20 protein-coding genes and 2 pseudogenes are annotated in these 22,330 nt (G+C 69.4%); 11 read left to right on the forward strand and 11 right to left on the reverse strand.

Annotated elements, in window-relative coordinates; translation table 11 throughout:
- Nucleotides 1-58: 58 nt before the first annotated feature.
- A pseudogene (locus BLS95_RS53510) lies at nt 59-1,005 on the forward strand (IS5 family transposase).
- A gap of 15 nt (nt 1,006-1,020) precedes the next feature.
- Here the strand turns inward: BLS95_RS53510 and BLS95_RS53515 are convergent.
- The 3 genes from BLS95_RS53515 to BLS95_RS53525 form a co-directional block, all read right to left on the reverse strand.
- On the reverse strand, nt 1,021-1,719 hold the full coding sequence (locus BLS95_RS53515) for a hypothetical protein (RefSeq protein WP_090947327.1): 699 nt from the start codon (nt 1,717-1,719) through the stop codon (nt 1,021-1,023).
- Nucleotides 1,720-1,819: 100 nt separating this feature from the next.
- Nucleotides 1,820-2,911, reverse strand: a complete 1,092-nt coding sequence (locus tag BLS95_RS53520) for a hypothetical protein (protein WP_090947328.1) — start codon at nt 2,909-2,911, stop codon at nt 1,820-1,822.
- A complete protein-coding gene (locus BLS95_RS53525) occupies nt 2,904-4,271 on the reverse strand; it encodes a serine/threonine-protein kinase (RefSeq protein ID WP_090947329.1) in 1,368 nt (455 codons plus the stop codon). The genes BLS95_RS53520 and BLS95_RS53525 overlap by 8 nt, the downstream gene beginning before the upstream one ends.
- 202 nt (nt 4,272-4,473) lie before the next feature.
- Here BLS95_RS53525 and BLS95_RS53530 point away from each other — a divergent pair, with 202 nt between their 5' ends.
- Nucleotides 4,474-6,399, forward strand: a complete 1,926-nt coding sequence (locus tag BLS95_RS53530) for an ABC transporter ATP-binding protein/permease (RefSeq protein ID WP_090947330.1) — start codon at nt 4,474-4,476, stop codon at nt 6,397-6,399.
- A gap of 27 nt (nt 6,400-6,426) precedes the next feature.
- Here the strand turns inward: BLS95_RS53530 and BLS95_RS53535 are convergent, their stop codons facing one another.
- The gene (locus tag BLS95_RS53535; protein WP_090947331.1) at nt 6,427-6,834 is read right to left on the reverse strand and encodes a pyridoxamine 5'-phosphate oxidase family protein; all 408 of its coding nucleotides are present in this window, start codon (nt 6,832-6,834) and stop codon (nt 6,427-6,429) included.
- Between the two features lie 113 nt (nt 6,835-6,947).
- Here BLS95_RS53535 and BLS95_RS53540 point away from each other — a divergent pair, with 113 nt between their 5' ends.
- A complete protein-coding gene (locus tag BLS95_RS53540) occupies nt 6,948-7,820 on the forward strand; it encodes a class I SAM-dependent methyltransferase (protein WP_090947332.1) in 873 nt (290 codons plus the stop codon).
- A 44-nt stretch (nt 7,821-7,864) separates the two neighbouring features.
- On the opposite strand, the gene BLS95_RS53545 is transcribed toward BLS95_RS53540, so the two are convergent.
- Together BLS95_RS53545 and BLS95_RS53550 are read right to left on the reverse strand one after the other, a co-directional pair.
- The gene (locus BLS95_RS53545) at nt 7,865-8,641 is read right to left on the reverse strand and encodes a MerR family transcriptional regulator (protein ID WP_143044323.1); all 777 of its coding nucleotides are present in this window, start codon (nt 8,639-8,641) and stop codon (nt 7,865-7,867) included.
- A gap of 79 nt (nt 8,642-8,720) precedes the next feature.
- Nucleotides 8,721-8,954: a proteasome activator gene (locus tag BLS95_RS53550; protein ID WP_090947334.1), complete on the reverse strand. Its 234-nt coding sequence runs from the start codon at nt 8,952-8,954 to the stop codon at nt 8,721-8,723.
- Between the two features lie 28 nt (nt 8,955-8,982).
- Between BLS95_RS53550 and BLS95_RS55290 the strand changes: the two genes are divergently transcribed.
- Nucleotides 8,983-9,180: a hypothetical protein gene (locus tag BLS95_RS55290; RefSeq protein ID WP_143044324.1), complete on the forward strand. Its 198-nt coding sequence runs from the start codon at nt 8,983-8,985 to the stop codon at nt 9,178-9,180.
- 102 nt (nt 9,181-9,282) lie between these two features.
- Here the strand turns inward: BLS95_RS55290 and BLS95_RS53555 are convergent, their stop codons facing one another.
- On the reverse strand, nt 9,283-9,999 hold the full coding sequence (locus tag BLS95_RS53555) for a YqjF family protein (RefSeq protein WP_090947335.1): 717 nt from the start codon (nt 9,997-9,999) through the stop codon (nt 9,283-9,285).
- 161 nt (nt 10,000-10,160) lie between these two features.
- Here BLS95_RS53555 and BLS95_RS53560 point away from each other — a divergent pair, with 161 nt between their 5' ends.
- Together BLS95_RS53560 and BLS95_RS53565 are read left to right on the forward strand one after the other, a co-directional pair.
- Entirely contained in the window at nt 10,161-10,913 is a 753-nt protein-coding gene (locus BLS95_RS53560) for an SDR family NAD(P)-dependent oxidoreductase (RefSeq protein WP_090947336.1), read from the forward strand.
- An 83-nt stretch (nt 10,914-10,996) separates the two neighbouring features.
- Entirely contained in the window at nt 10,997-11,455 is a 459-nt protein-coding gene (locus tag BLS95_RS53565) for a GNAT family N-acetyltransferase (RefSeq protein WP_090947337.1), read from the forward strand.
- Between the two features lie 53 nt (nt 11,456-11,508).
- Here BLS95_RS53565 and BLS95_RS53570 read toward each other — a convergent pair.
- Both BLS95_RS53570 and BLS95_RS53575 read right to left on the reverse strand, forming a co-directional pair.
- Nucleotides 11,509-11,901, reverse strand: a pseudogene (locus BLS95_RS53570) (DUF4383 domain-containing protein); the annotation flags it as partial.
- A gap of 183 nt (nt 11,902-12,084) precedes the next feature.
- The gene (locus BLS95_RS53575; RefSeq protein ID WP_090947339.1) at nt 12,085-12,375 is read right to left on the reverse strand and encodes a HesB/IscA family protein; all 291 of its coding nucleotides are present in this window, start codon (nt 12,373-12,375) and stop codon (nt 12,085-12,087) included.
- 202 nt (nt 12,376-12,577) lie between these two features.
- On the opposite strand from BLS95_RS53575, the gene BLS95_RS53580 reads away from it, so the two are divergent.
- The gene (locus BLS95_RS53580) at nt 12,578-14,200 is read left to right on the forward strand and encodes a RecQ family ATP-dependent DNA helicase (protein WP_090947340.1); all 1,623 of its coding nucleotides are present in this window, start codon (nt 12,578-12,580) and stop codon (nt 14,198-14,200) included.
- A gap of 651 nt (nt 14,201-14,851) precedes the next feature.
- Here the strand turns inward: BLS95_RS53580 and BLS95_RS59470 are convergent.
- Nucleotides 14,852-14,977, reverse strand: a complete 126-nt coding sequence (locus tag BLS95_RS59470) for a hypothetical protein (RefSeq protein WP_281250152.1) — start codon at nt 14,975-14,977, stop codon at nt 14,852-14,854.
- A gap of 249 nt (nt 14,978-15,226) precedes the next feature.
- On the opposite strand from BLS95_RS59470, the gene BLS95_RS53595 reads away from it, so the two are divergent.
- Nucleotides 15,227-16,717 (forward strand): MFS transporter, encoded by a 1,491-nt coding sequence (locus BLS95_RS53595; RefSeq protein WP_090947342.1) that lies wholly within the window; start codon nt 15,227-15,229, stop codon nt 16,715-16,717.
- 81 nt (nt 16,718-16,798) lie between these two features.
- On the opposite strand, the gene BLS95_RS53600 is transcribed toward BLS95_RS53595, so the two are convergent.
- Nucleotides 16,799-20,221: an AfsR/SARP family transcriptional regulator gene (locus BLS95_RS53600; protein WP_176993927.1), complete on the reverse strand. Its 3,423-nt coding sequence runs from the start codon at nt 20,219-20,221 to the stop codon at nt 16,799-16,801.
- Between the two features lie 227 nt (nt 20,222-20,448).
- Here BLS95_RS53600 and BLS95_RS53605 point away from each other — a divergent pair, with 227 nt between their 5' ends.
- The 3 genes from BLS95_RS53605 to BLS95_RS53615 all read left to right on the forward strand — a co-directional run bounded on the left by BLS95_RS53605 (nt 20,449) and on the right by BLS95_RS53615 (nt 22,269).
- On the forward strand, nt 20,449-20,829 hold the full coding sequence (locus tag BLS95_RS53605) for a VOC family protein (protein WP_090947344.1): 381 nt from the start codon (nt 20,449-20,451) through the stop codon (nt 20,827-20,829).
- A gap of 65 nt (nt 20,830-20,894) precedes the next feature.
- Nucleotides 20,895-21,473 (forward strand): dihydrofolate reductase family protein, encoded by a 579-nt coding sequence (locus tag BLS95_RS53610; RefSeq protein ID WP_090947345.1) that lies wholly within the window; start codon nt 20,895-20,897, stop codon nt 21,471-21,473.
- Between the two features lie 262 nt (nt 21,474-21,735).
- Nucleotides 21,736-22,269 (forward strand): LmbU family transcriptional regulator, encoded by a 534-nt coding sequence (locus BLS95_RS53615; RefSeq protein ID WP_090947346.1) that lies wholly within the window; start codon nt 21,736-21,738, stop codon nt 22,267-22,269.
- The last annotated feature ends 61 nt before the right edge of the window (nt 22,270-22,330 follow it).

Genomic DNA, 22,330 nt, shown 5'->3' on the forward strand with positions numbered 1-22,330 from the left:
CTAAGAGCTGTTTCTTAGATCTGCTGACTGATCGTGGTTGAATCGTCACGATGGGCGTATGGGGCGAGGAGACTTAACCAACGCAGAGTGGGAGCGGCTCGAACCGTTGCTACCCGAGGGCGGTCAGCGGGGCGGGCGATGGAATGACCACCGCAGAACGATCGACGGCGTGTTGTACCGGGCCCGCACCGGACTGCCGTGGCGGGACCTGCCCGAACGGTTCGGTCCGTGGATCACGGTCTACAAGCGGCATCGCCGCTGGTCGGCCGATGGCACCTGGCAGATGCTGCTGACCGCGATCCAGGTCGAGCAGGACGCCGAGGGGCGGGTGGACTGGAATATCTCCGTGGACTCCACCACGGTGAGGGCGCATCAGCATGCCGCCGGCGCGCCTCGCACACCGCCCCCTGCACCTCCTGCATCCGGGGGCGGCAAAAGGGGGGATGCCGCCGGGACAAAGCGGGGCGATCCGGTGCTGGCCAGGCTGGCCGCCCGGCTGGCGGAGGTGGTCAGACTGGGGAGTGCTTAGGCCGTTCCCGTGGCGGGTTCACCACCAAGATCCATCTGTCCGCGGATGGCCGCTGCCGGGTGTTGTCGCTGGTGCTGACGCCGGGCCAGTATGGCGACAGCCCGCAGTTCCGGCGAGTGCTGGGCGCCATCCGGGTGCCTCGGCTGGGGCCGGGACGTCCGCGTACCCGGCCCGACAGCCTGGCCGCGGACAAGGCCTACTCCTCCCGCGCCAACCGCGTCCACCTGCGCCGCCGCAAGATCCGCCACACCATCCCCGAACCACGCGATCAACGCGCCCACCGCCGCCGACGCGGCTCGGCAGGGGGTCGGCCCACCGGCTTTGACGCCGAACGCTACAAGGCGCGCAACGTCGTCGAACGGGCGATCAATCGGCTGAAGAACTTCCGGGCCGTGGCCACGCGTTACGACAAGCGCGCCTACATCTTCCTTGGCACCGTCACCCTGGCCGCGTTGGTCATCTGGCTCCGAACCTGATCCAAGAAACAGCTCTTAGGTGGCCGGCGGATCAGCCGGCCGACGCAGGGCGGACAGCTCGGCTTCCAGGTTCCAGATCTTGATGGCCTCCGCGCCCGGCTCGCTTCGATCAAGAAACACGTGAACGGTGTCGGTCCGTCCACCGAACTCGAAATCCAGCGCCCAGGTACGAGGAGGCCGTCGGTCTCCTTCGCGTTTGTGGAGGGCGCCCCTGCGTGCTCCGGTCAGCCGTACCTGGTCCCGGGGAAGTCCCCGCTGGATACAGACGCAGGCGTGGGCCACCTGGATCGCTTCGCGCTTCGTCAGGCGGCGGACGCGCTTCGCCCGCATCCTGGAGATCTGCGCCTTCAGGAAGTCGTAGGCGGCGTTGCCCGCCACACCACTGGCGACGGCGGTGCCCAGGAAGGTGGCGAGATCGACCATCATCGAGACGTCGAGCCCGCCCGCCGTCGCTTCCGCCGACACCATGATCGTGCCTGCTGAGGTGACTCCGGACTCTTCCAGGGTGGCCTCCGGGTCGAGGCGGCGACGCGTGCCGTCCGCCTCCTGGAAGTCTGTGACGCAGGGCCGCGGCGCCACGCCGGGGTACTGCTCCATCACGGCCTGAGCGACGTCACGGACCAGGGTGTCCACCGGCACTTCGGTCAGCTCGAAAGCCTGGAGATCGGGGCCGTGGGCGATCAGCGTCAGGTGGGCAACCGGTCCGTCAGCCATGCCACCATGGTGGCGGATTCGCCGTGGGTAGCGCGCCCGTCGTGACAATATCGAGGCGTGCTGGAGCGGCAGCACACCGTCGACGAGCTGGAGGCGGGCATCAAGCAGCCTCCCAGGACCTGAGCGCGCCGGCCCGCGACGTCTCAGCCGACGGCGGGGGATCCCGCCGGGAGGCCGCCCTGAGGTAGGCGACCGAGATGACCAGACCGATCGGCACGCCGATGACGAGCCCGTACGCGATCCCGGCGATGATCGAGTAGACGAGGAAGTATCCGTGATCGCCGGCTTGGAGAGCGAGATAGGAGATGACGATCCGCACAACACCGATGGCACCCGTGACGATCGTGGTGCAGCCCCAGGCCAGCAGGAACGCCGCCGCTGCGCCGCCCCGTGCGCGCAGCAGGCACAGGGCCGGACCCAGCACCGCCGGGAGCACGATCGTGGTGCCCGCGATCAGGCAGACCTGCACGACGGCGTTCAGCCCGCCGAACGTCTCGTGATGTGCGAACAGCCACGGCTTGGTCACCGAGCCGGGGAAGGCCAGCAGGTTGACGCCGTACTCGTCCTCGATGAGAGTGCTGGTGAGCGTCATCGCGACCGCCAGCGTGAGGGCGGCAAGGGCGGCGATGCCGAACGCGGCTCGTGCGGAGACCCGGACGTCGGGCCGGGAGGACGGGCGGTTCGTCCCGGCGCCGGACCGGTGGGCCAGCATGGCGGCGACACCGGCCAGGCAGCCGACAACCGGGATGTGCAACCCCAATCCGGACAGCAGGACGGGGCCATCCTGGACGACCGGCCAGAAGTCCCCCTTGGCGACGACGGCGAACAGCCCGCCGGCTCCCAGGGCCACCATGGCGCTGCTCCAGCCGAGCAGGAACACGGCGAACGCGCTCGCCCGCGCGGGCACGCCGCGCCGCACGGCCGTCAGCAGGGCATAGCACAAGGCGGCGGTCACCACGAACGACAGCAGGATCCAGATCAGCCGGACCGGCGACAGGGGCGTGCCCTCCGGTAGCAAGTAGACGAGGTTCTGTAGCATCTGCTCGATCAGCGAGTCGATCGACGCGGGCAGGACCACAGGCAGGACCTGCGCCAGCAGGCCCACCAGCAGCAGCCCGCCGCAGCAGGTCGCGGCGGCGGCGATCCCGGCCCTGCGGGCGTGACCGAGCGGGAGATGAGCGACGTCAGCCACAGGCCCTCCGTACGGGGATCCAGGCCTCCAGGTCGGGGATGCCCGGGTCCAAGGGTGCCCGCGATGACTCGTGCGCGGAGAGCTTGCGCAGCGCCGCCGCGAGTCCGGGAGTCTCGGCCTGCTCGGCCAGGGCGTTCAGCTGGTGCCCCTCGGTCTGGGCGCGCTCGCGCCATTCGTCGGGTTCCTCACGGAGACTTGTCAGCATAGGGCGGCTCGCGAGGGAAGTGCAGAGCCTGCCGTCGGGCCAGAGCGCGGGATGGGTGAGGCCGGCCAGGAGGAGTACGCCGAGCACGACGGCCAGGACGGGGACGAGGCGTCGGCGTAAGGGCAGGAGCGGCTCCTCGACCGGCTCGACCGGCTCGGGCGACTCAAGCGACTCGGGCGGCTCGGGTGGCTCGGGCGGCAACACCGCGGTCGGCCGCGCCCGGCCTTGCTCTCCAGGTGAGGCGGCCTCGCCCGCGGGCGTCCGCTGTGGCGAGGCCGCCTCGCCCGGGGGCACCGGCTGTGGTGGTGTCACCCTGGCCGTGATGTCGTCGGCGACCGGCTGGGGCAGCCATCCGATCCCCTGCGGACCCTCCGTCCCGGTGAGCCGGTCCAGCACCTCCTGCGGCGTCGGCCGCGCGTCCGGCTCCTTGTCCAGGCAGGAGGCCACGAGTTCGCGCAGCCCACCGGGCACGGCCTCCAGATCGGGTGGCTCGTGGACGATCCGGTAGACGATCGCGTGGGACGGCCCCTCGCCGAAAGGACTACGGCCGGTCGCCGCGTAGGCCAGCACCGCGCCCAGCGAGAACACGTCCCCGGCCGGTTCGGTCCGGTTGCCGATGACCCGCTCGGGAGTGAGGTAACCCGGTGAGCCCATGGCCAGGCCCGTGAGGCTGGCGGTGGCGGCGTCCGCGGCACGCGCGATGCCGAAGTCGATGACGCGCGGGCCCTGCGGCGTCAGCATGATGTTGGACGGCTTGAGGTCCCGGTGCACCACCCCGGCCTGATGGATGCCCAGCAGCGCCTCGGCCAGGCCCGCGCCGAGCGACCGTACGGCGTCGGGCGGCAGCGGCCCGTGCGCGGCCACGCTGTCCCGCAGGGTCAGCCCTTCCAGGAACACGGTCGCCAGCCAGGGCCGCGCGGCCTCGGTGTCGGCGTCCACGACGGCCGCCGTGTAGGCGCCGCTGACCGCCCGGGCGGCCGCGACCTCCTTGCGGAACCTGGACCTGAACTCGGGATCCTCGGCCAACTGCGGATGCACGACCTTGACGGCCACGGCCAGGCCACCCGGCGAATGCCCGAGGAAGACCTCTCCCATGCCGCCGGACCCCAGCCGGCGCGCGATGGCGTACTTTCCGATCCGGGTCGGATCCCCCATGAACGGCCCCTTGCGCGAATGATCAGCAGGAGGTTACCAGCACCGCGACCAAGCCCCTCCAACTCTGGCCTGAGCTCGCCGAACCCCATCGGCCCACCCCGCCCCCGCGACCACGGGGCTCGCCGTGAGAGAAGGATGACGACTCGGAAGATCTCCTGCGAGTTGTGCCACCCGTCGCTCTCCGTGCACATACGCTTCCGGAATGGAGTTGTTCACCCCGACGCTCGACTGGGGCGCTGAGGTCGGGACATCGCTGGTGTGGATCGCCAAGGCCTGGGCGATCGCCGCAGTGTGCACCTTGGTGGTTCTGGTGCCGATCGGCCGCTTCACGACGTGGGGCAGGCAGTTCTGGCGTATCACCGGCGCGTACTTCACCGGTCCCGGATGCGCCAAGGTCTGGCTCAGGCTGGGCGCCATGCTGTTGTCGGTGGTCACCGGTGTCCGGCTGGACGTGCTGTTCAGCTACCAGGGCAACGACATGCTGTCCAGCCTCCAGGTCGCGGTCCAGGGCGTCGCCGTCAACGACACCCCGGTGAAGGACTCCGGCGTGCACGGCTTCTGGATGTCCCTGTGGGTCTTCTGCGTCATGGCGGCGATCCACATCGCCCGGCTGCTGCTGGACCTGTTCCTGCTCCAGCGGTTCGTGCTGGCCTGGCGTGCCTGGCTCACCGACAGGCTGACCGGAGACTGGCTCGACGGCAGGGCCTACTACCGGTCGCGGTTCATCGACGACACCATCGACAACCCGGACCAGCGTATCCAGTCCGACATCGACGTGGTCACCGCCGGCTACGGACCCCTGCCCAACCTTCCGAGCAACGGGGGGACGTCCAGCACGCTGCTGTTCGGCGCGATCTCCGCGGTCATCTCGATCGTGTCGTTCACGGCGATCCTGTGGAACCTCTCGGGCACGCTGTCCGTCTCCGGGTTCGAGATCCCCCGGGCGATGTTCTGGATCGGGCTGGTCTACGTCCTCATCGCCTCCGTCATCGCCTTCTGGATCGGCAAGCCGATCATCTGGCTGGCCTTCCGCAACGAGAAGTTCAATGCGGCGTTCCGTTACGCCCTGGTACGCCTGCGCGACGCCTCGGAGGCGGTCGCCTTCTACCGCGGCGAGCTCGCGGAGCGTTCGGGGCTGCGGCGCCTGTTCGCCCCCGTCGTCACCAACTACAAGCGGTACCTGAACAGGACCATCGGCTTCAACGCCTGGAACCTCTCGATCAGCCAGAGCATCGTGCCCCTGCCCTATCTCCTGCAGGCGCCGCGGCTGTTCGCCGCCGAGATCCGCCTCGGCGATCTCACCCAGTCGGCATCGGCCTTCAACGAGATCCAGAACGGCCTCTCGTTCTTCCGGAACGCCTACGACGCCTTCGCCGGATACCGGGCGGCGATCATCCGGCTGCACGGCCTGGTCGTCGCCAACGAGGAGGCCAGGTCGCTGCCTGCGGTGACGACGCTGCCCTGCACCGACGGGACAGTGCGGCTCACGGCCGTCGAGGTCCGCACCCCCGACGGACGGCAGTTGATCAAGCCGCTCGACATGCGGCTCGAAGCGGGTGACACGCTGGTCATCACCGGGCCCTCCGGCAGCGGCAAGACCACGCTGCTACGCGGGCTGGCCGCGTTGTGGCCGTTCACCACCGGCACGCTGACCCGGCCGTGCGGGCCCAACGAGACGATGTTCCTGTCACAGCTGCCGTACGTACCGCTGGGCGACCTGCGGGCCGTCGTCACCTATCCCGGCAAGGAAGGCGCCGTCGATGACGAGACGCTGCGCGGCACACTGCGACAGGTCGCGCTGTCGCACCTCGTGGACCGGCTCGACGAGGTGCAGGACTGGGCCAAGGTGCTCTCCCCTGGCGAACAGCAGCGGATCGCGTTCGCACGGATCCTGCTGACCAAGCCGAAGGTGGTGTTCCTCGACGAGTCGACCTCGGCGCTGGACGAGAGCCTGGAGTTCGTCCTCTACCAGCTGGTCCGGGCTCAGCTGCCCGACACCATCATCGTCAGCGTCAGCCACCGCTCGACGGTCGAACAGCACCACACCCACGAGCTGGAGCTGCTCGGCGAGGGCGAATGGCGCTTCGCCCCCCTGGGGGACGACCAACCGGAACCCGCCCCGGCATGACACGGAGGCACCGGTCCCGAGGCGGCCTCAGCCGGTCAAACGGCGGCCGGACACTTGCTCCGCCTCGACCACGACGTAGTGGCCGCGGTCGCCGGGTGCCCAGGCCGCCAGCGGCAGCGCCGCCAGCCGGTCGATCTCGGCCGGATCCGTCGCCGCCCGCGAGCGTCCCACCGCGGTCACCGACCAGCCGGTACGCGACTCGGGATCGAACTCGTCGGCCTCGAACGCCACCACGGCGTGCCGGGTGGCGGCCGCCAGCTTCGACCCGATCGAGGTCCGGATCACGATGAAGTGGCCGTCGAGATGGAAGTTGACCGGCTGGACCGCCGGCAGGGCGCGATCGGTGAACACGATCCGCCCTATCGGCGCAGTGGACAGCAGGTCAAGGCACTCCTGGCGGCCGAGCACCTGAAGTCCGGACGAGTCGCGCTGCATACCCTCAACATCTCCGCCGGCGCCCCACCTGCGTTAGAGGCGAAAGTCCTCAGAGGGCGTGAAGGGCGGATATTCGGTGGCCTCCGCACGCCGGCCGTGGTTACCGTGTCGCGGTGATCTACGAGCATCCCCTGGCGTACGTGCTGGGCCTGGAGGGCATCGCCCTGCTCCGGGCCTACACCGGCGGACACGACCGCGCGTTCGTCGAGGCGCGCCTGGCCGAGATCCGCAAGTTCCTCGACGACGACACCCTGGCCGAGGCCGCCGTCGAGGTGTCCCGCGTGGACACCGTGTCGGGTTACCGGATCTGGTCGCGGACCTACGACGCCCCCAACTCGGCGTTCGACCTCGACGAACCCTTCATCAGGGAGATCGTCGACGCCCTGCCGGCCGGCGACGCGCTCGACGCGGCGTGCGGCACCGGCAGGCTGTCGGCGTACCTGGCCGGTCGCGGCCATCGGGTGCGCGGCGTGGACAGCTCGCCCGACATGCTGGAACGGGCGCGCCGTCGGGTGCCGCAGGCAGAGTTCCTGCTCGGCGAGCTGACCGCGTTGCCGGTGCCCGATGAGTCCGTCGACCTGGTGGTCTGCTCGCTGGCGTTGACGCACGTGTCCGAACTCGATCCGGTGCTGGCCGAGTTCGCCCGGGTGTTGCGGCCGGGCGGGCATGTGGTGACCGCCGACATCCATCCCGAGGGGGTGGCGCGGGGCGTGGTCCCGTCCGTACGGCTACCGGACGGCCGGCCGGGAAGGGTGGCCACCCACCGCCATCTGGTCGGGGACTACGTACGGGCCGCGCTGGCGGCGGGACTCCAGGTACGGCGCTGCGAGGAGCCCCCGCACCCGCCAGGGGAGCCGCGTGAGCGGACCGAGACCCTGGGGCCATGGGACGTGTGGCCGTGGGCCCTGTGCGACCTGGCACCCGAGGCGGCCCACGCGGCCACCGCCGGGACGCCGTCCATGCTCATCTGGCACTTCCAGCGCTAGCTGTACTGCCCACAGAGGTTAGGTACGAGGACGACACGGGGCGGTCATCGGTCTGACGGAGCCGCCGTGTCGGTGGTCAGGTGTTCCCACCTCTCCGGCTCCCGGCGGCCGTACTCGACGAGGAGTTCCAGGACTCGTCGCTGGCCAGGGCTCAGGTCGGCCGACATCATCTGGCCGAACCTCGCCCTGGAGGCGACGGCGGCCCGCTGATCGGCCGTGGGCTCGGCGGGGACGTGGGCGGGCAACAAGTCAGGGAGCATCGCGTACAGCTCGCGGGCGATCTCCTCGACGCGGGGATCGTTCGCGCCGGCATCCACCAGCACGGCCAGCTTGGCGCTCCAGTCCCGCCACGGCGAGTCCTGCCGGATGCCGGCTAGGTAGGAGTCCACCTCCTCCGGCACCGCCACCTCCACCGCTCGAAGGACGTCGACGTCGTGCTGGGGCAGATCGAGACCGCGGACGGCCGCGGCGAGCTCGGGGGAGAGGGTCGGATCGTCCCCGTGTTCGAGAAGGTGCGCTATCGCGACCCGGCGACGCTGGATCTCGGCTGCCTCGGCCGCCAGCGTGGCATCCAGCTCCGTCAGCATCTCCCGGATGTCCACCGCGCCCGTGTCCGCCAGGGCGTCGGCCACCTCGCTGAGACCAAGGCCGAGCGCGGTGAGCTTGCGGATGTGGAGCAGGCGGCTCAACGCGCTCATGCCATAGCTCCGATAGCCGCCGGAGGTGCGCCGCGGCTCGGGAAGCAGCCCGATCCGGTGGTAGTGGCGGATGGTCTGGGTGGTCACGCCCGCCAGCCTGGCGAGTTCGCCGATCTGCATCATGGCGACCAGTAAAGGGTCTGTCCTCGCGACAAGGTCAAGCGGCGGGACGCCGGCCGCGTCCCGGCTCGTCACGTTGGGATCAGAGGTAGGGCCCGGCCTCGGGCGGCCGTTCGGCTGAGCCGGGCCTGATCGGGTTCTGTCCCTCCGGACCGGCGCTTTGCTGAAGGAGGAGGAGCCCGGTCTTGATTCCTTGGAAGACTCCTTCGAGCCAGCCCACCAACTGCCCTTGGGTGATGCGAAGTTCCGTCTGGCTGGGATGGTCGGAAGTCTCTGGGATGAGCCGCTTCAGTTCGTCCCTGAGTTCGGGTTCCACCGATCTGCTCCATCGCTCTCAGCTGAATGTGCGCCAGTTGGTCACGGGCGCGCTCGTCAAGGGTGATTTCCTGGGCCTCGCCCAGCAACGAGCGCGCCATGTCGGCCATCCGCAAAAGCCGCGCCGGTTCCGTGATGCGGTCGATCTCGCGCTCCACCGCTCCCCGGGGCTGAGCGGACGGTCGGGCTTCGGGGTGCCTTTCACGCTCGTAAGGGTCGGGCATTGACGTCATATGACCATTCCTTAGGGTGCTGATCGCCTCGACAGCGCGGTCACCCATGCCCCTGCCCCGACATGAACCCGTCATCCGGAACGCCGGGGCAGTCGATCACCAGGTCCAGAGGCCCACCCGTACCGGTACTCCTGGAGAGGCGTGCACGACGGCAGGCCCGTCCGGGGCGGGCAGTCCCGCGGCCCGCACCAGATCCTGCTCCAGGCCGATCAGGCGAGCGTGGTGCAAGGGCCACGCCGGGTGTTCCACCTGCGCGGTGGCCGGTCGGCCGGCCACGAGGGTGAACAACCTGTACCTGGCGGTCAGGAAGTGCGCGAGCTCGTCGCGCTCGCTCTCCGCCAGGGGCGCGCCGGCCTCCACCTCCACGTCGCATCGTGCGCCGCGCGGTCCCGGCCGGCGGCGCCGGCAACGGTAGAGGGTACGGGCGCCCTCGGCGTCGACCGACATGGCCGACCAGAAGTAGGGCAGCCGGTAGGCACAACGACCGCCGAGGGCGGCGAGCAGGAGCGCGGCGTCCAGGGACAGGAACCAGACGCCGGTGCGACCGCGCTCGTCGCGGACGTACGTCCGCAGGTTGGTCTCGGGGAATCGGGACAGCCAGGGGAGCGCGGGGGTGCCGGGTATCCGTACGCCTCGCATGAGGAAGGGGGTGAGGCCCACCCAGGCCGCTTCGTCGAACGTCTCGACCGTGAGGTGGCCCGGCAGCAGTTCCTGCACTCGCGCCGGCGGATAGCGCCAGTGGATGAAGGTCATCCGCGACCAGTGGTGGTACATCACCGGCCAGGTGACCCGGGGCGACGGTGGAGCCCGCATCCCGCGCTTCTGCCCCTCAGCGGCACTCCCAGTCCCCGGCGTACGTCGGCCAAGCCCGGATCGTTACACCGTGAGGCTTTTGCCGCACCTTGACCGCAGGTCGGCTCTGACCTGGGTAAACTCCCAGCCGCATGCGGTGATGGGTGCACCAGGGGGATGCGATGGGGCAGCTCGACGGCAGGACCGCGGTGGTGACCGGCGGCTCGACGGGAATCGGTCTCGCCGGCGCCCGCCGCTTCGCGGAGGAGGGTGCTCACGTCTACCTCATCGGCCGGCGCCAGGAGGAACTCGACGCCGCCGTCGCGTCCATCGGACCGCAAGCGACCGGCGTCCGCGGCGACGTCGCAAGACCGGCCGACCTGGATCGCCTCTACGAGCGAATCGCCGCCGACGGCCGCCGCGTGGACGTGCTGTTCGCGAACGCCGCGGCGGGACAGATGGCGAGGCTCGATCAGATCACGGAGGAGCACCTCGACCTCCTCCTCGGCGTCAACGTGAAGGGCATGATCTTCACCGTCCAGAAGGCGCTGCCGCTGCTGAACGACCACGCCTCCATCATCCTCACGGCCTCCATCTGGACGGTCGAGGGCCCCGAGGGCTTCGGCGTCTACTCCGCCACGAAGGCGGCGGCGCGGTCCTTCGCCCGCACCTGGGCCAACGAGCTCAAAGGCCGGGGCATCCGGGTCAACGCCATCAGCCCGGGGACGATCGACACACCCGGACTCGACGGGGCCATCAGTGCCGACACGGAGCAGGGTAAACAGGTGAAGGAGTATCTGGTCTCCCGGATCCCGCTCGGCCGGATCGGTCAGCCGGAGGACGTCGCGGACGTGGCCCTCTTCCTCGCTTCCGACCAGAGCCGGTTCGTCACCGGTACGGAACTGTTCGTCGACGGCGGCACCGTACAGGTCTGACAACCCGTTCCCCTTGACCGGGCTGTGGTAAGCGCCATGAATGCGGATGCGGTCCACGAGCTCAACCTCATAGCCTCGGCCTCATGAACGACCATGCCTTCGTCCCCGACGACTTCGCCGTCCCCCTAGAACTGGCCACCCCCCGGTTCCGGCTGGAACCCCTGGGCCCCCAGCACAACGTCGCCGACCACGCCGCCTGGACCGGCAGCATCGAGCACATCCGCGCGACCCCGGGCTTCCCGGACGGACGATGGCCTCCCGTGGACGGCATGACCCTGGAGGCGAACCTCGCCGACCTCCAACGTCACGCGAACGACTTCGCCCAGCGCCGCGGATTCACCTACACCGTCCTGGAGACGGGCAGCGGCGAGGTCATCGGATGCGTCTACATCTATCCCTCCCGCAGCGACGACCACGACACCGACGTGGCCTCCTGGGTCCGGGCCGACCGAGCCGAGCTGGACGTGCCGTTGTACGAGGCCGTGACAGCCTGGCTGTCCACGCATTGGCCCCTGAAGTCGCTCAACTATCACCCGCGCTGAGACCACCTCATCCCGCAGAGAACCACCTCGGCCTCCGCGGGACGACCCGCAGGTCAAACGGTGGCGGTGCGCCGGCGAGCCAGGAGGAGGCCGAGGGCGATCATCCCGATGGCCAGGATCAGATGCAGCCAGTTGTCCGCCGTGTTGACGGGGACGAAGTTCGCCGGGCGGTCGTGCCCGATCAGCATGCCGTAGATCCACAGCAGCAGGTAGACGACGCCTCCACCGATGAGGAAGGAGCGGGCGCCGGACCAGGTCCTGGACAGGAGAATGCCGGCGATCCCGAACAGCAGGTGGAGGATGTTGTGCAGGATCGACACCTGGAACACGTTCAGGAGCAGCGCGTCGGACTCGTGGCCGGCGAACCCCAACTCGTCATAGTTCGTCGTGATGCCGGGGATGAACCCCAGCACGCCGACGAACACGAACACGACGCCGACGACGAACGCCGCTAATTGGACGGGGCTCCTACCGGCGGCAGTGCGGGGGCTCTATGTGACCTCCTCAGGAGTGTCGTGGCCCTCCCGCCTGCCCTTCAGGGACTGCGCCAGTCGCGCCGCCCGCCGTGGCTTTCGACGCCACGATGAAGGCGGCGGCGCGGATGCCTTCCCAGAGGAGCCACTGGAAGATCAGGCCCGGGCGATGATCCGGAAGGCCGGCCTGGCCTCCGTGGCGATGTCCGCGTCGAGGGTCTTGTCGTCCAGGTACGAGGCGGCAAGGGGTTCGAGGTAGACCCGAACGCCCTCCGCTTCGAGTATCTGATCGTCGGGGTGCGGCCCGCCCGAGATCGACAGTTCAAGGGATCTCCCGGAACCGTTGACCGCCGACGCTGAGATGCGCAGCCCGGTGTCCGGCGGCGATTCCGGTTGTGAGGTCAGCACGCGTATTGCCGCGACCGCGTCAGCGGTCAGCGTGAGCACGGCAACTCCTCAGGTTGGCGAAAGTTCATGGTCCGGCAAGGAGCGGAGACCCCGATCGCTTGCCGCGCCCGATCACCTTGCCCATACCAGCCCGCCAATAACGCCCAAGAGGGTCAAATGCCGGGCATGCCCGACATTGCGCTATCGGTGTCAGGCCGAGATTGCGCGGGGTAGGAGGGCGTTCTGCTGATGAGGAGGGGCGATGCGGGATGCCGGCGCGGAATGCGGACGGATGGCCGAAAAGGCGCTGGGCCTGACGGATCTGCGGCCGGGCCAGCTGGCCGCGATGACGGCGCTGGCCGAGGGCCGGGACACCCTGGTCGTGATGCCGACCGGCAGCGGCAAGTCGGCGATCTACCAGGTGCCCGCACTGCTGCTGCCCGGCCCGACCCTGGTGGTGTCGCCGCTGATCGCCCTGCAACGTGACCAGGTGGAGGCCCTGCGCAGCCGCGATGAGGACGCGGTGAGCCTGGATGCGGGAACCTCGGCGGGCAGGCGGACGGCCGCGTTCGAGGCACTGCGGGCGGGGGAGACGGAGTTCCTGTTCTGCGCCCCGGAACAGCTCGCGCGCCCGGACGTCGTACGCGAGCTCGCCGCCGCGGCCCCTTCGCTCATGGTGGTGGACGAGGCCCACTGCGTCTCGGCGTGGGGGCACGACTTCCGCCCCGACTACCTGCGGCTCGGCGCGGTGGCCGAGGCCCTGGGCCGCCCCGTGATCGCCGCCCTGACCGCCACCGCGGCCCCGCCGGTACGGGCGGAGATCACCGAACGGCTCGGCATGCGTGAGCCCGCGGAGATCGTCCAGGGGTTCGACCGGCCCAACATCTCCCTCGCGGTACGCCGGATGCTCGACGACCCCGCCCACGAGCTGGTCGCCGCCGTAGCCGGGCAGCCGATGCCCGGGATCGTCTACACGGCGGTACGCAAGCAGACCGTGCGCCTGAGCGGACTGCTGAACGAGGCCGGGGTACGGGCGGCGCCGTACCACGCGGGCCTGAGGCGAGCCGAGCGCGACGACGTGCACGACCGGTTCATGGCCGGTGAGGTGGAGGTCGTGGTCGCCACCAGCGCGTTCGGCATGGGGATCGACAAGCCGGACGTGCGTTTCGTGTTCCATGCCGAGGTTCCAGGGTCGCTCGACGCGTATTACCAGGAGATCGGCAGAGCGGGGAGGGACGGCGCGGAGGCTGAGGCCGTACTGTTCTACCGGCCCGAGGACCTGGGGTTGCAGCGGTACTTCACCGGAGCTCCGCCGGACCGCGACACGCTGCTCCAGGTCGCCGAGGCGGTGGCGGAGGCCGGTCCCGGGACCGACCGCAAGGCGCTGCGCGAGCGTACCGGGCTGTCGCCGCGTCGCCTGACGGCGCTGCTCGACCTGCTGGCAAGGGCGGGAGCGGTACGGCTGGGGACGCGCCGGATCGATCCTGCGCCCGGCGCGCCGGAGCCGGGCGCCGCGGCCGACCGCGCCAGGGAGCTGGCCGAACGCCGTCGGGACGTCGAACGTACCCGGCTGGAGATGATGCGCCGTTACGCCGAGACCGAGGACTGCCGGCGGCTCTTCCTGCTCGGCTACTTCGGCGAGCAGCTCGCCGAGCCCTGCGGGAACTGCGACACCTGCCGGGCGGGAACCGCCGACCGGCCACAGCAGGACACCGGTCCGTTCCCCGTGCATGCCCGGGTGGAACACCGGGAGTGGGGCCCGGGGGAGGTCATCCAGCGCGGCGAGGACCGGCTGACGGTGCTCTTCGATCAGGCCGGCTACCGCGAGCTGCAACTCGACGCGGTGCTCGAACAGCACCTCCTGAGGGAGACCCGGCCCTCCTGAACCTGCGCTGAGCTCGGCGTCGGCGATGCCCAGGTGAGCGTGCTGCTCAAGGCGCCGAGGTGTTGACTTACGGGTGGGAGGAGCCGGCGCAGACCTCCGTCGGCGGCACCATCGCATGAGGTTCCGCGGGCGGTGACGCCACGAGCGGTTGCGGCGACCGGCGGACCTCTGGGTCCACGGCCTGCGATCGCGACCCGACAGGCCGGCCGGCCTCGGACCACTCAATACGGCCGATGACTCGCTGCCCCTGTTTCTCGCTGCCGGGGGTGCTCACCCTCGGGTTCTTGACCCACTGACGTCGCGTCGAAGTCCCCTGGAGCGCCCCGACGGCCGCGTCGAGGGGAGCTGGGCCGGACAGCGGTGGACGTTCGTCCTGCGAAGCGTCCCGCTGTGTGGTTACGGCGAGGTCCTCGTCGGGATTGCGGGGAGGTGCCGCCGCCTTTCCGGGGAGGGCGGCCGGGCCTGCCGAATGACGGGCCGGCAGCATGATTTCTTCCAGACGCTCCATGAGCATCAGGCCGACGAAAGCCAGTACAGGGACGGCCAACGCCACCGCGAGCATGGTCCATCACCTCCGGCCGGCGCCGCCGCCGCGATGCGAGCGGCAGGTTCTCGCGGACTCGGTTCGCCTGATGCCGGCCATGTGCGCCCTCAGCCCTTGATCTCGATGCCCTGATCCCACAACTGCCGGAACTCGGCGAAGGGATCCCACGAACGGCCCGACCAGGAAGGGCTCCAGGGCTCGGCCGCACGGTGACGCCGGATCGGCAACGCCATGGTCTGTCACCTCCATCGCGGCCCGCGGCCGCCTTCATATTGGTTGGGCTACCTGCGCCTCTACCAATCCCCAAGGGGACTAAACGGGATCCATCGCGAAGTAAACCGAAGGATGATGAAAGGGATGATCGGTCACCCAAGGTGGTGCCGAGGGTGGCGACGAGCGGCCTTAAGCGCGGTCGTAAGCGCACCGAAAGGGCGTCTGAAGCCCCTTCCAGCACTGTGGAGGCAACTGAAAGGGGAATCGAGATGAACACCGGGCTGAAGACCGGCACCTTGGCCGGGCGGCGCGAATGGATGGGGCTCGCGGTGCTGGCCTCCGTGGCCCTGCTGCTCTCCGTCGACGGCAGCGTCCTGTACCTGGCGCTCCCGCAGTTGACCGCCGACCTGGGAGCCGGCGCCGCGGAGCAGTTGTGGATCGTGGACATCTACTCGTTCATGCTGGCCGGGTTCCTGGTCAGCATGGGGACGCTGGGCGACAGGATCGGGCGTCGCAGGCTGCTGACGATCGGAGCGGCGGCGTTCGGGGCGGCTTCCGTGCTGGCCGCGTTCTCGGTGAACGCCGAGATGCTGATCGCCACCCGGGCCTTGCTCGGCATCGCGGGGGCGGCGCTGATGCCGTCCTCGCTGGCGCTGATCCGGAACATGTTCCACGACGGCAAGCAGATGGCGACCGCGATCGGGCTCTGGTACGCCTGCTTCATGGTCGGCATGGCGATCGGCCCCCTGGTGGGCGGCCTGCTGATGGAGCACTTCTGGTGGGGCTCGGCGTTCCTGATGGGGGTGCCGTTCATGGTGCTGGTGCTCGTCGCGGCGCGGTCGTTGCTGCCCGAGTACCGCGACCCCGGCGCCGGGCGGCTCGACCTCGTCAGCGTCGCCCTGTCACTGGCCACCATCCTGCCGGTCATCTACGGGCTCAAGGAGGTGGCCAGGAGCGGCTGGCACCCGGTGTCCGTCGCGGCGGTCGTCGCCGGCCTGGCGTGCGGGGTGGTGTTCATACGGCGGCAGCGCCGGCTCGTCAACCCGATGCTCGACCTGCGGCTGTTCGGGAATCGCACCTTCACGGCCACGCTCGGGATCATGCTCCTCGGCGGGATCGTCATGTCCGGCACCACGCTGATGACCACCCAGTACCTGCAGACCGTCGAGGCGTTGTCGCCGCTGCAGGCGGGACTGTGGCTGGTGCCGCAGAACATCGCCATGATCGCCGCCCTGACCCTGGCCCCGGCGCTCGCCCGCCGGATCGGCACCGCGTACGTGATGGCCGCCGGGCTGGCCCTGGGCGCGGTCGGGCTGTTCCTGCACACGCAGGTGCCGAGCGTCGGCGGCACCGGGCTGGTGGTGGCCGGGCTGGTCGTGGCCTGCGCGGGCATCGCCCTGCCGATGGGCGTGGGCAACGGCGTGATCATGATGGCCGCCCCGCCGGAGAAGGCCGGGTCGGCGGCGTCCCTGACGGAGACGGGCGGCGAGTTCGGCGTCGCGGTGGGCGTGGCCGTGATGGGCAGCCTCGGCACCGCCGTCTACCGCGGCCAGCTTCCCGAACACCTGCCGGTGGAGGCGGCCCGGGAGAGCATCACGGCCGCGGTGACCGCCGCCAAGGATCTGCCGGACCTGCTCGACCTGGCCCGCGCCGCCTTCACCACGGGACTGAACACGGTGGCGGCCCTCAGCACGGTCGTCTTCCTCGCCCTGGCGGTGGTGACGATCGTGGTGCTACGGCGGCACGACGCCACCGCCTGACCGACACAGCCCGGGCGGTCGCCGCCGGATCGGCCGAAGAGGCCCGTCCGGCGGCGTTTTCGCGAGCTCGCACCATTGGTGTCAGAGGTCGTCCGCCTCCGGCTCGGGAGCGACGGCCGCGGATGCCAAGTAGCCGATCTCGGCGTAGACCGCCCGGGCGGCCTGCAGGGCGGTACGGGCTTCGCTGATGTCGCCGAGTGCAAGGTGAGCCTTGCTCAAGACGGAGAGGGCGTCCGCATGTCCCCTGCGGTCACCGGTCGAGATATGGGTCGGCAGGGCTGAAAGAGCCAGGTCAGCGGCCTGCGCCGGCCGCCCCAGAGCCAACTCGGCCGTGGCCAGCGCGGTGAGCGACCGCGCCTCGAACAAGCGGAGCCCTCCGCCGGCGGCCGACTCCCTGGCCTTGACCGCCACATTGCGGGCGCGCTCCGCCTCGCCGGCCAGGACGTACGTGTCGGCCAGGTCGAAGAGAACCATGATCTCGCCTGGCTTGTCGTACGTCTCGGCCATCAGCCGTGCCGCCTCCTCCTGTAGGTCGGCAGCCTCACCCAGGACCTTCCGCCACTCCTGATGCTCACGGCCCGATATCGAATCCTCGGGAGTGGACCCCTTCGTTTCGGGATGCGGCGATTCGATCGCCGGCCCGGGCAGCAACCGCCGTATGAGGGCCTCGGCGTGCGGATTCGTCCGCAGCCGTACGCTGGCCAGCGGGCTGTTCGCCACCGCCTCACCGCGGACGTAGTCGGCTTCGACCGCGAGCGCTCGGGCTGACTCCGCCGCAGCCAGGCAATCCTCATACCTGCCGAGGTCGCGGTACGTCTCGCCGAGTTTGTGCAGCGCCAGGATCTCGATTTCCCGCTCGCCGAACTGCTGACTCAGCGTGATCGAGGACTGTAAGCACTCGATCGCGTCGGTGTACCGAGCCATGAGCTGGTAAGCGTTGGCCAGGTTGCACAGGTTGATTCCCTCGCTGTTGTGGGCTTCGGTAGCACGGCTGATCTCCACCGCCGCTTCCAGGTGCTTGGCCGCCTCATCAAGCCTCCCAAGATTCCCGCAGGCGCCGCCGAGGTTGCCCAAGGTCACCGCGAGGGACGCCAGATCGCCCAGCCCGCGCTTGATCTCAGCTGCCTCGGTGTAGTAGGCGACGGCTTCGTCCAGCCGGCCGTTCCCGAATTCCATGGCACCGAGGTTGCCCAGGCCGGAGGCCACCGCGGACTGCCATCCCGCCTCCCGTGCCAATGCCACACCGGCCGCCGTATGTTCGATCGCCAGGTCATAAAGGGCAGCGCAGTAGTGGGCGTTGGCCACGCAGAAGTGCATGGCGGCACGGGCAGCCGCGTGTCCCGCGCTTTCGGCCGCCGACAAGGCGGTCTCACCGATGGTCAGCAGGTCAGCGGTGTGCCATCCGGCGTACAGGTAACCGCGGATGGCGTCGGCCAGCCGCCAGGACATCTCTCGGTGGCCGGTGCCGGCCGCGTACCGCACGGCCGCTACGAGGTTCTGCCGTTCCTCCGCGCACCAGGCCAGCGCCGCGGTGTGATCGGCGAACTCCGCGGGCCTGTTCACTGATTCGGGCCGGTTGTCCGGAAGCCGCAGCAGATGGGGGTAGGCGAGCCGCCATGTCTCGTCCGCCCGGCGCAGGTACCAGTCGAGCAGCCTGCCGGACGCCTCCGTCAGGTCCTCTTCGCCGTCATCTTGTTCGGCGCGCCAACGCGCGTGCAGACGCAGCAGATCATGAAAGGCGAACCGGTCTGGACCGCATCGATTCAGCAGGTGGGCGTTGACGAGCCGAGCCAGAAGCTTACGGGTCGCATCGCCGTCCGCCGCGACGACCGCACCCGCTGCCGGGACCGAGAACTCGGCCGCCGGCGCGACGCCCAGGAGCCTGAACGCCCGGCGCACCGCCGGATCCAGCCGGGCATAAGTGAGGTCGAAGGCCGCGCTCACCGCCGTCTGGGGATCGCCCGGGACCTCCAGCGACGCCAGGGCATTGCCGCGCCGCAGCTCGCCGACATAGCCGCTCATGCTCTGGTAGGGGTCGTCCAGCAGATTGGTGGCGGCGATGCGCAGCGCCAGCGGCGTGTGAGCGCACAACCGGGCGAGCTCCGCCGTCGCTGCGGGTTCCTCACTCGTGCGGTCGGTGCCGGCGATGGCGGTCAGCAGGTCTATGGACTCCTCCTCGGCCAGCACGCCCAGCACGATTCCGCGGGCGCCCTCTCTGGCGATGAGCCCGGGCAACCGCTCCCGGCTTGTCACGACCGTGACGGAGGTCGCCGAGCCGGGGAGAAGCTGACGTACCTGATCTGCGTCCCTGGCGTTGTCGAGGATCACGAGCAGGCGCTTGCCAGCGATGGCCGAGCGGTATAACGCGCCTGCGGACTCGGTCACCGGAGGAATCTGCTCGCTGCTGAAACCGAGCCCGTGCAGAAGTTGCGTCAATGCCTCGACGGGTCTCAGCGGCGCTTCCATCGCGTAGCCGCGCAGGTCCACGAAGAGTTGCCCGTCCGGGAACCGTTCGTCGACTCGATGGGCCCAATGAACGGCGAGGGCGGTCTTCCCCATGCCGGCCGCCCCGGACAGCACCGTGATCGGCGCGGACCGGCTGTCGATCGCCTTGTCGAGTTGGGCCAGTTCGTGCAGCCGCCCGGTGAACAGACTGGGCGGCGCCGGTAGCTGCCGGGGAACGGAGGCGTGGGTGTCCGCCGGCGCCGCTTCCGGGCTCGGCGCCGGTGTTTGGTGAGGTGACCGGTCCGCAGAGGCCGCCACGGTACAGGTGAGAGACGCGTCTGTGTTGAGGATCCGATGGTGCAGGCGTTGGAGGTCCGGCCCCGGGTCCATCCCGTACTCCTGGGCGAGCCGCAATCGCGTGCGCTCGTAGTGCCGCAGAGCCTCCACCTGGTTGCCGCTCCGGTACAAGGCCAGCATGAGCTGGCCTATCAGGCGCTCGTCGAGGGGACGCGCGGCCGCCCTCGTCGTTAACAGGGGTATCAGGTCGTCGTGCCGGCCGAGACGCAGAGCGATGTCGGCCTGCAGGAGTTCCGCGGCCAAGCGCTCCTTCTCCAGGGTTTCCCTGACCGCGTTGGTCCAGGGCGTGTCCAGACCGGCCAGCGCTTCGCCGCGCCAGAGCGCGAGCGCATCCTCGATCGACGCCAGCGCTTGCTCGTCATCACTCGCCGCAGCCGCCTGGCCCGCCAGGCGACGGAATCGATGTACGTCCACGGACTGGTCTTCGACGGTCAGGACATAGCCGTCGGGAAGTCGTTCGAGCTGCACGTCCTCTGCCGGTGCGAGTGCCTGTCGTAGGCGTGAGAGGTATCCGTACAGAGTGCCGCGCGCCTGTCGAGGCGCCCGCGGGCCCCACACACGGTCGATGAGCCGGTCGGTGGACACTGGCCGGGCGGCCTCAAGCAGTAGGGCGGCCAGCACGTGACGTTGCCGTGCGTGGCCCAGGTCCAGACGCCGGCCGTCGAGATACGCGTCGACCTGGCCGAACACCGTGAAGCTCACGGCCATCGCATCCTCCGACCGAGACAGGGCCTGCCGTCATGAACTGCCGCCGGATACCTTTCAAGATCGATTCAAGGAAAATTCTAGGCGGGGTTGCCTAGTGTGCATGACGAAGATCGGGTACCACCACCGATTTCGGTGAAGGGCGGCCCTGCAGCCGCCGGTCGCGTCCGGCGGTGACCCCACTTACCACCTCATCATTTCTTGATGACAGTTAGGAACCCAACATGACGCTCTTCGTCAACCTGCACGTCAAGGACCTGCCCGCGTCCTTGCGCTTCTTCGAAAACCTGGGACTGGCGATCGACAGGGAGCTCACCGGCGACGAGGCCGGCTGCGTGACCCTCGCCGAGGGCGCCTCACTGCTTCTGGTCACCGAGCCGTTCTTCAAGTCCGTCACCGGCAAAGACATCCCCGACACCACAGCCGGGAACGAAGTGGCACTCGCCCTCCAGGTCGACGCCCGGGCCAAGGTCGACGACATCGTCTCAGCCGCACTGGCCAACGGCGGCACCAAGGCCGGCGAGGTACAGGACGACGCGGTCATGTACAGCCGTAGCTTCCGAGACCTGGACGGCCATTTGTGGAGCGTGCTGCACATGGGCTGACGCGTTAATCCACGGGCTCCGGGGGACTGCTCCGGAGTCCCCGTCCCTTACGAAGGAAAAGCATCATGAGGAAGATCGTTGCACAGTTGTTCATCTCGCTCGACGGCGTGGTGGATGACCCGGCGGCCTGGCACTTGCCGTACTTCGACGACAAGATGGCCGCTGCCGTGATGGGGTCGCTGGCCAGCGCCGATACGTTGCTGCTGGGTCGTGTGACGTACGACAGCTTCGCCGGGGCGTGGCCGGAGCGGGAGGCCGCGGGCGGCGAGGACGCCGGGATGGGCAAGGCGCTCGGTGACGCGCGGAAGATCGTGGTGTCGGCGCAGCCGCTGGAGTTCAGCTGGCGCAACTCCGAGCTGTTGCGGGGCGATTTCGCCGAGGCCGTGACCGCGCTGAAGAACGAGCCGGGCCAGACGCACATCGCCGTGAGCGGCTCGATCTCGGTGATCCGCCAGTTGCTGACCGCGGGCTTGCTGGACGAGTTGCACCTGCTGGTGCACCCCGTCGCCGTCCGCAAGGGCGCGCGGCTGTTCGAGGACGGGGAGAGTCCCATCCCGCTGACGCTCATCTCGTCGGACGCTTTCCCGACAGGCGTGCTGCACCTCGTCTACGGGGTTGCCCATCCGGCCGACGACGCCGCCTAGCGTCCGGCACCAGAACACCGAGGCAGCGGAGGACGGCCCGGGGTGAAGGTGTCCAAGTGAGGCGTTCAGCACGACTCAAGCCGGAGGAAACGTGCCACAGCACAGGCGTGAGGAAAGCGCGGGCGAGATGACTCCTCCTACCGGACAGTCTCCTTCGACGAGGGCCGACGCCCTCGTCAACGGCAGCCGTACACGAGATCGGCGCGCATCCTTTCCCCAACGACCGGGAGTTGACCGCGTCGCCGAAACCCGGCGGACGAGTTTGCACTTGCCGGAGAGAATTTCGTTGGAGGGATGGCAGCGCATAGGCGAGCAGATCAGCCTTATCTCTGATGCGTCGACCTGGTGGCTCGGTGATTGGCTCGTTTACGGCCAGAATTCGTTTCCCGAACGCTACCGCCAGGCGATGGAGCGGTCTTCGCTCGACTATCAGACCTTGAGGAACTACGCCTGGATAGCAAGGAAGGTCGAGCCGTCCCGGCGGCACGGCCGACTGAGCATCCAGCATCACGCGGAGGTCGCCGCGTTACCCGCGGACGAGCAGACCGGCTGGCTGGACCAGGCGGAGCGCGGTGGCTGGTCGAGGAACGAACTGCGCAGGCGCGTGCGAGCGAGCCGACGCGACCTGCCGGCCGATACCGAAGCCACCGGGCTCTTCCACCTGAAGGTTTCACAAGCGCAGCGCCGACTCTGGGAGGCTGCGGCGGACCAGGCCGCACAGAGTCTGGCTGACTGGGTGACGTCCGTCCTGGACGAGGCTGCCCAGCAGCAAAAGGGATCGGCTGGATCCCGATAAGGGCAGGTATCGCGAGCCGGGTGCGTGGGTGTGCCGAGCAGGGTGGATGGCGCAGGCTGGG

The organism is Nonomuraea jiangxiensis, from assembly GCF_900099965.1.
GTDB lineage: Bacteria > Actinomycetota > Actinomycetes > Streptosporangiales > Streptosporangiaceae > Nonomuraea > Nonomuraea jiangxiensis.

What these genes read in the sequence shown, in the direction of transcription:
- BLS95_RS53560 (WP_090947336.1), top strand. Translation starts at nt 10,161, where the DNA reads ATGGGGCAGCTCGACGGCAGGACCGCGGTGGTGACCGGCGGCTCGACG.
- BLS95_RS53555 (WP_090947335.1), bottom strand. Translation starts at nt 9,999, where the DNA reads ATGCGGGCTCCACCGTCGCCCCGGGTCACCTGGCCGGTGATGTACCAC.
- BLS95_RS53530 (WP_090947330.1), top strand. Translation starts at nt 4,474, where the DNA reads ATGGAGTTGTTCACCCCGACGCTCGACTGGGGCGCTGAGGTCGGGACA.
- BLS95_RS53605 (WP_090947344.1), top strand. Translation starts at nt 20,449, where the DNA reads ATGACGCTCTTCGTCAACCTGCACGTCAAGGACCTGCCCGCGTCCTTG.
- BLS95_RS53525 (WP_090947329.1), bottom strand. Translation starts at nt 4,271, where the DNA reads ATGGGGGATCCGACCCGGATCGGAAAGTACGCCATCGCGCGCCGGCTG.
- BLS95_RS53535 (WP_090947331.1), bottom strand. Translation starts at nt 6,834, where the DNA reads ATGCAGCGCGACTCGTCCGGACTTCAGGTGCTCGGCCGCCAGGAGTGC.
- BLS95_RS53595 (WP_090947342.1), top strand. Translation starts at nt 15,227, where the DNA reads ATGAACACCGGGCTGAAGACCGGCACCTTGGCCGGGCGGCGCGAATGG.
- BLS95_RS53565 (WP_090947337.1), top strand. Translation starts at nt 10,997, where the DNA reads ATGAACGACCATGCCTTCGTCCCCGACGACTTCGCCGTCCCCCTAGAA.
- BLS95_RS53610 (WP_090947345.1), top strand. Translation starts at nt 20,895, where the DNA reads ATGAGGAAGATCGTTGCACAGTTGTTCATCTCGCTCGACGGCGTGGTG.
- BLS95_RS53515 (WP_090947327.1), bottom strand. Translation starts at nt 1,719, where the DNA reads ATGGCTGACGGACCGGTTGCCCACCTGACGCTGATCGCCCACGGCCCC.
- BLS95_RS53545 (WP_143044323.1), bottom strand. Translation starts at nt 8,641, where the DNA reads ATGATGCAGATCGGCGAACTCGCCAGGCTGGCGGGCGTGACCACCCAG.
- BLS95_RS53580 (WP_090947340.1), top strand. Translation starts at nt 12,578, where the DNA reads ATGCGGGATGCCGGCGCGGAATGCGGACGGATGGCCGAAAAGGCGCTG.
- BLS95_RS59470 (WP_281250152.1), bottom strand. Translation starts at nt 14,977, where the DNA reads ATGGCGTTGCCGATCCGGCGTCACCGTGCGGCCGAGCCCTGGAGCCCT.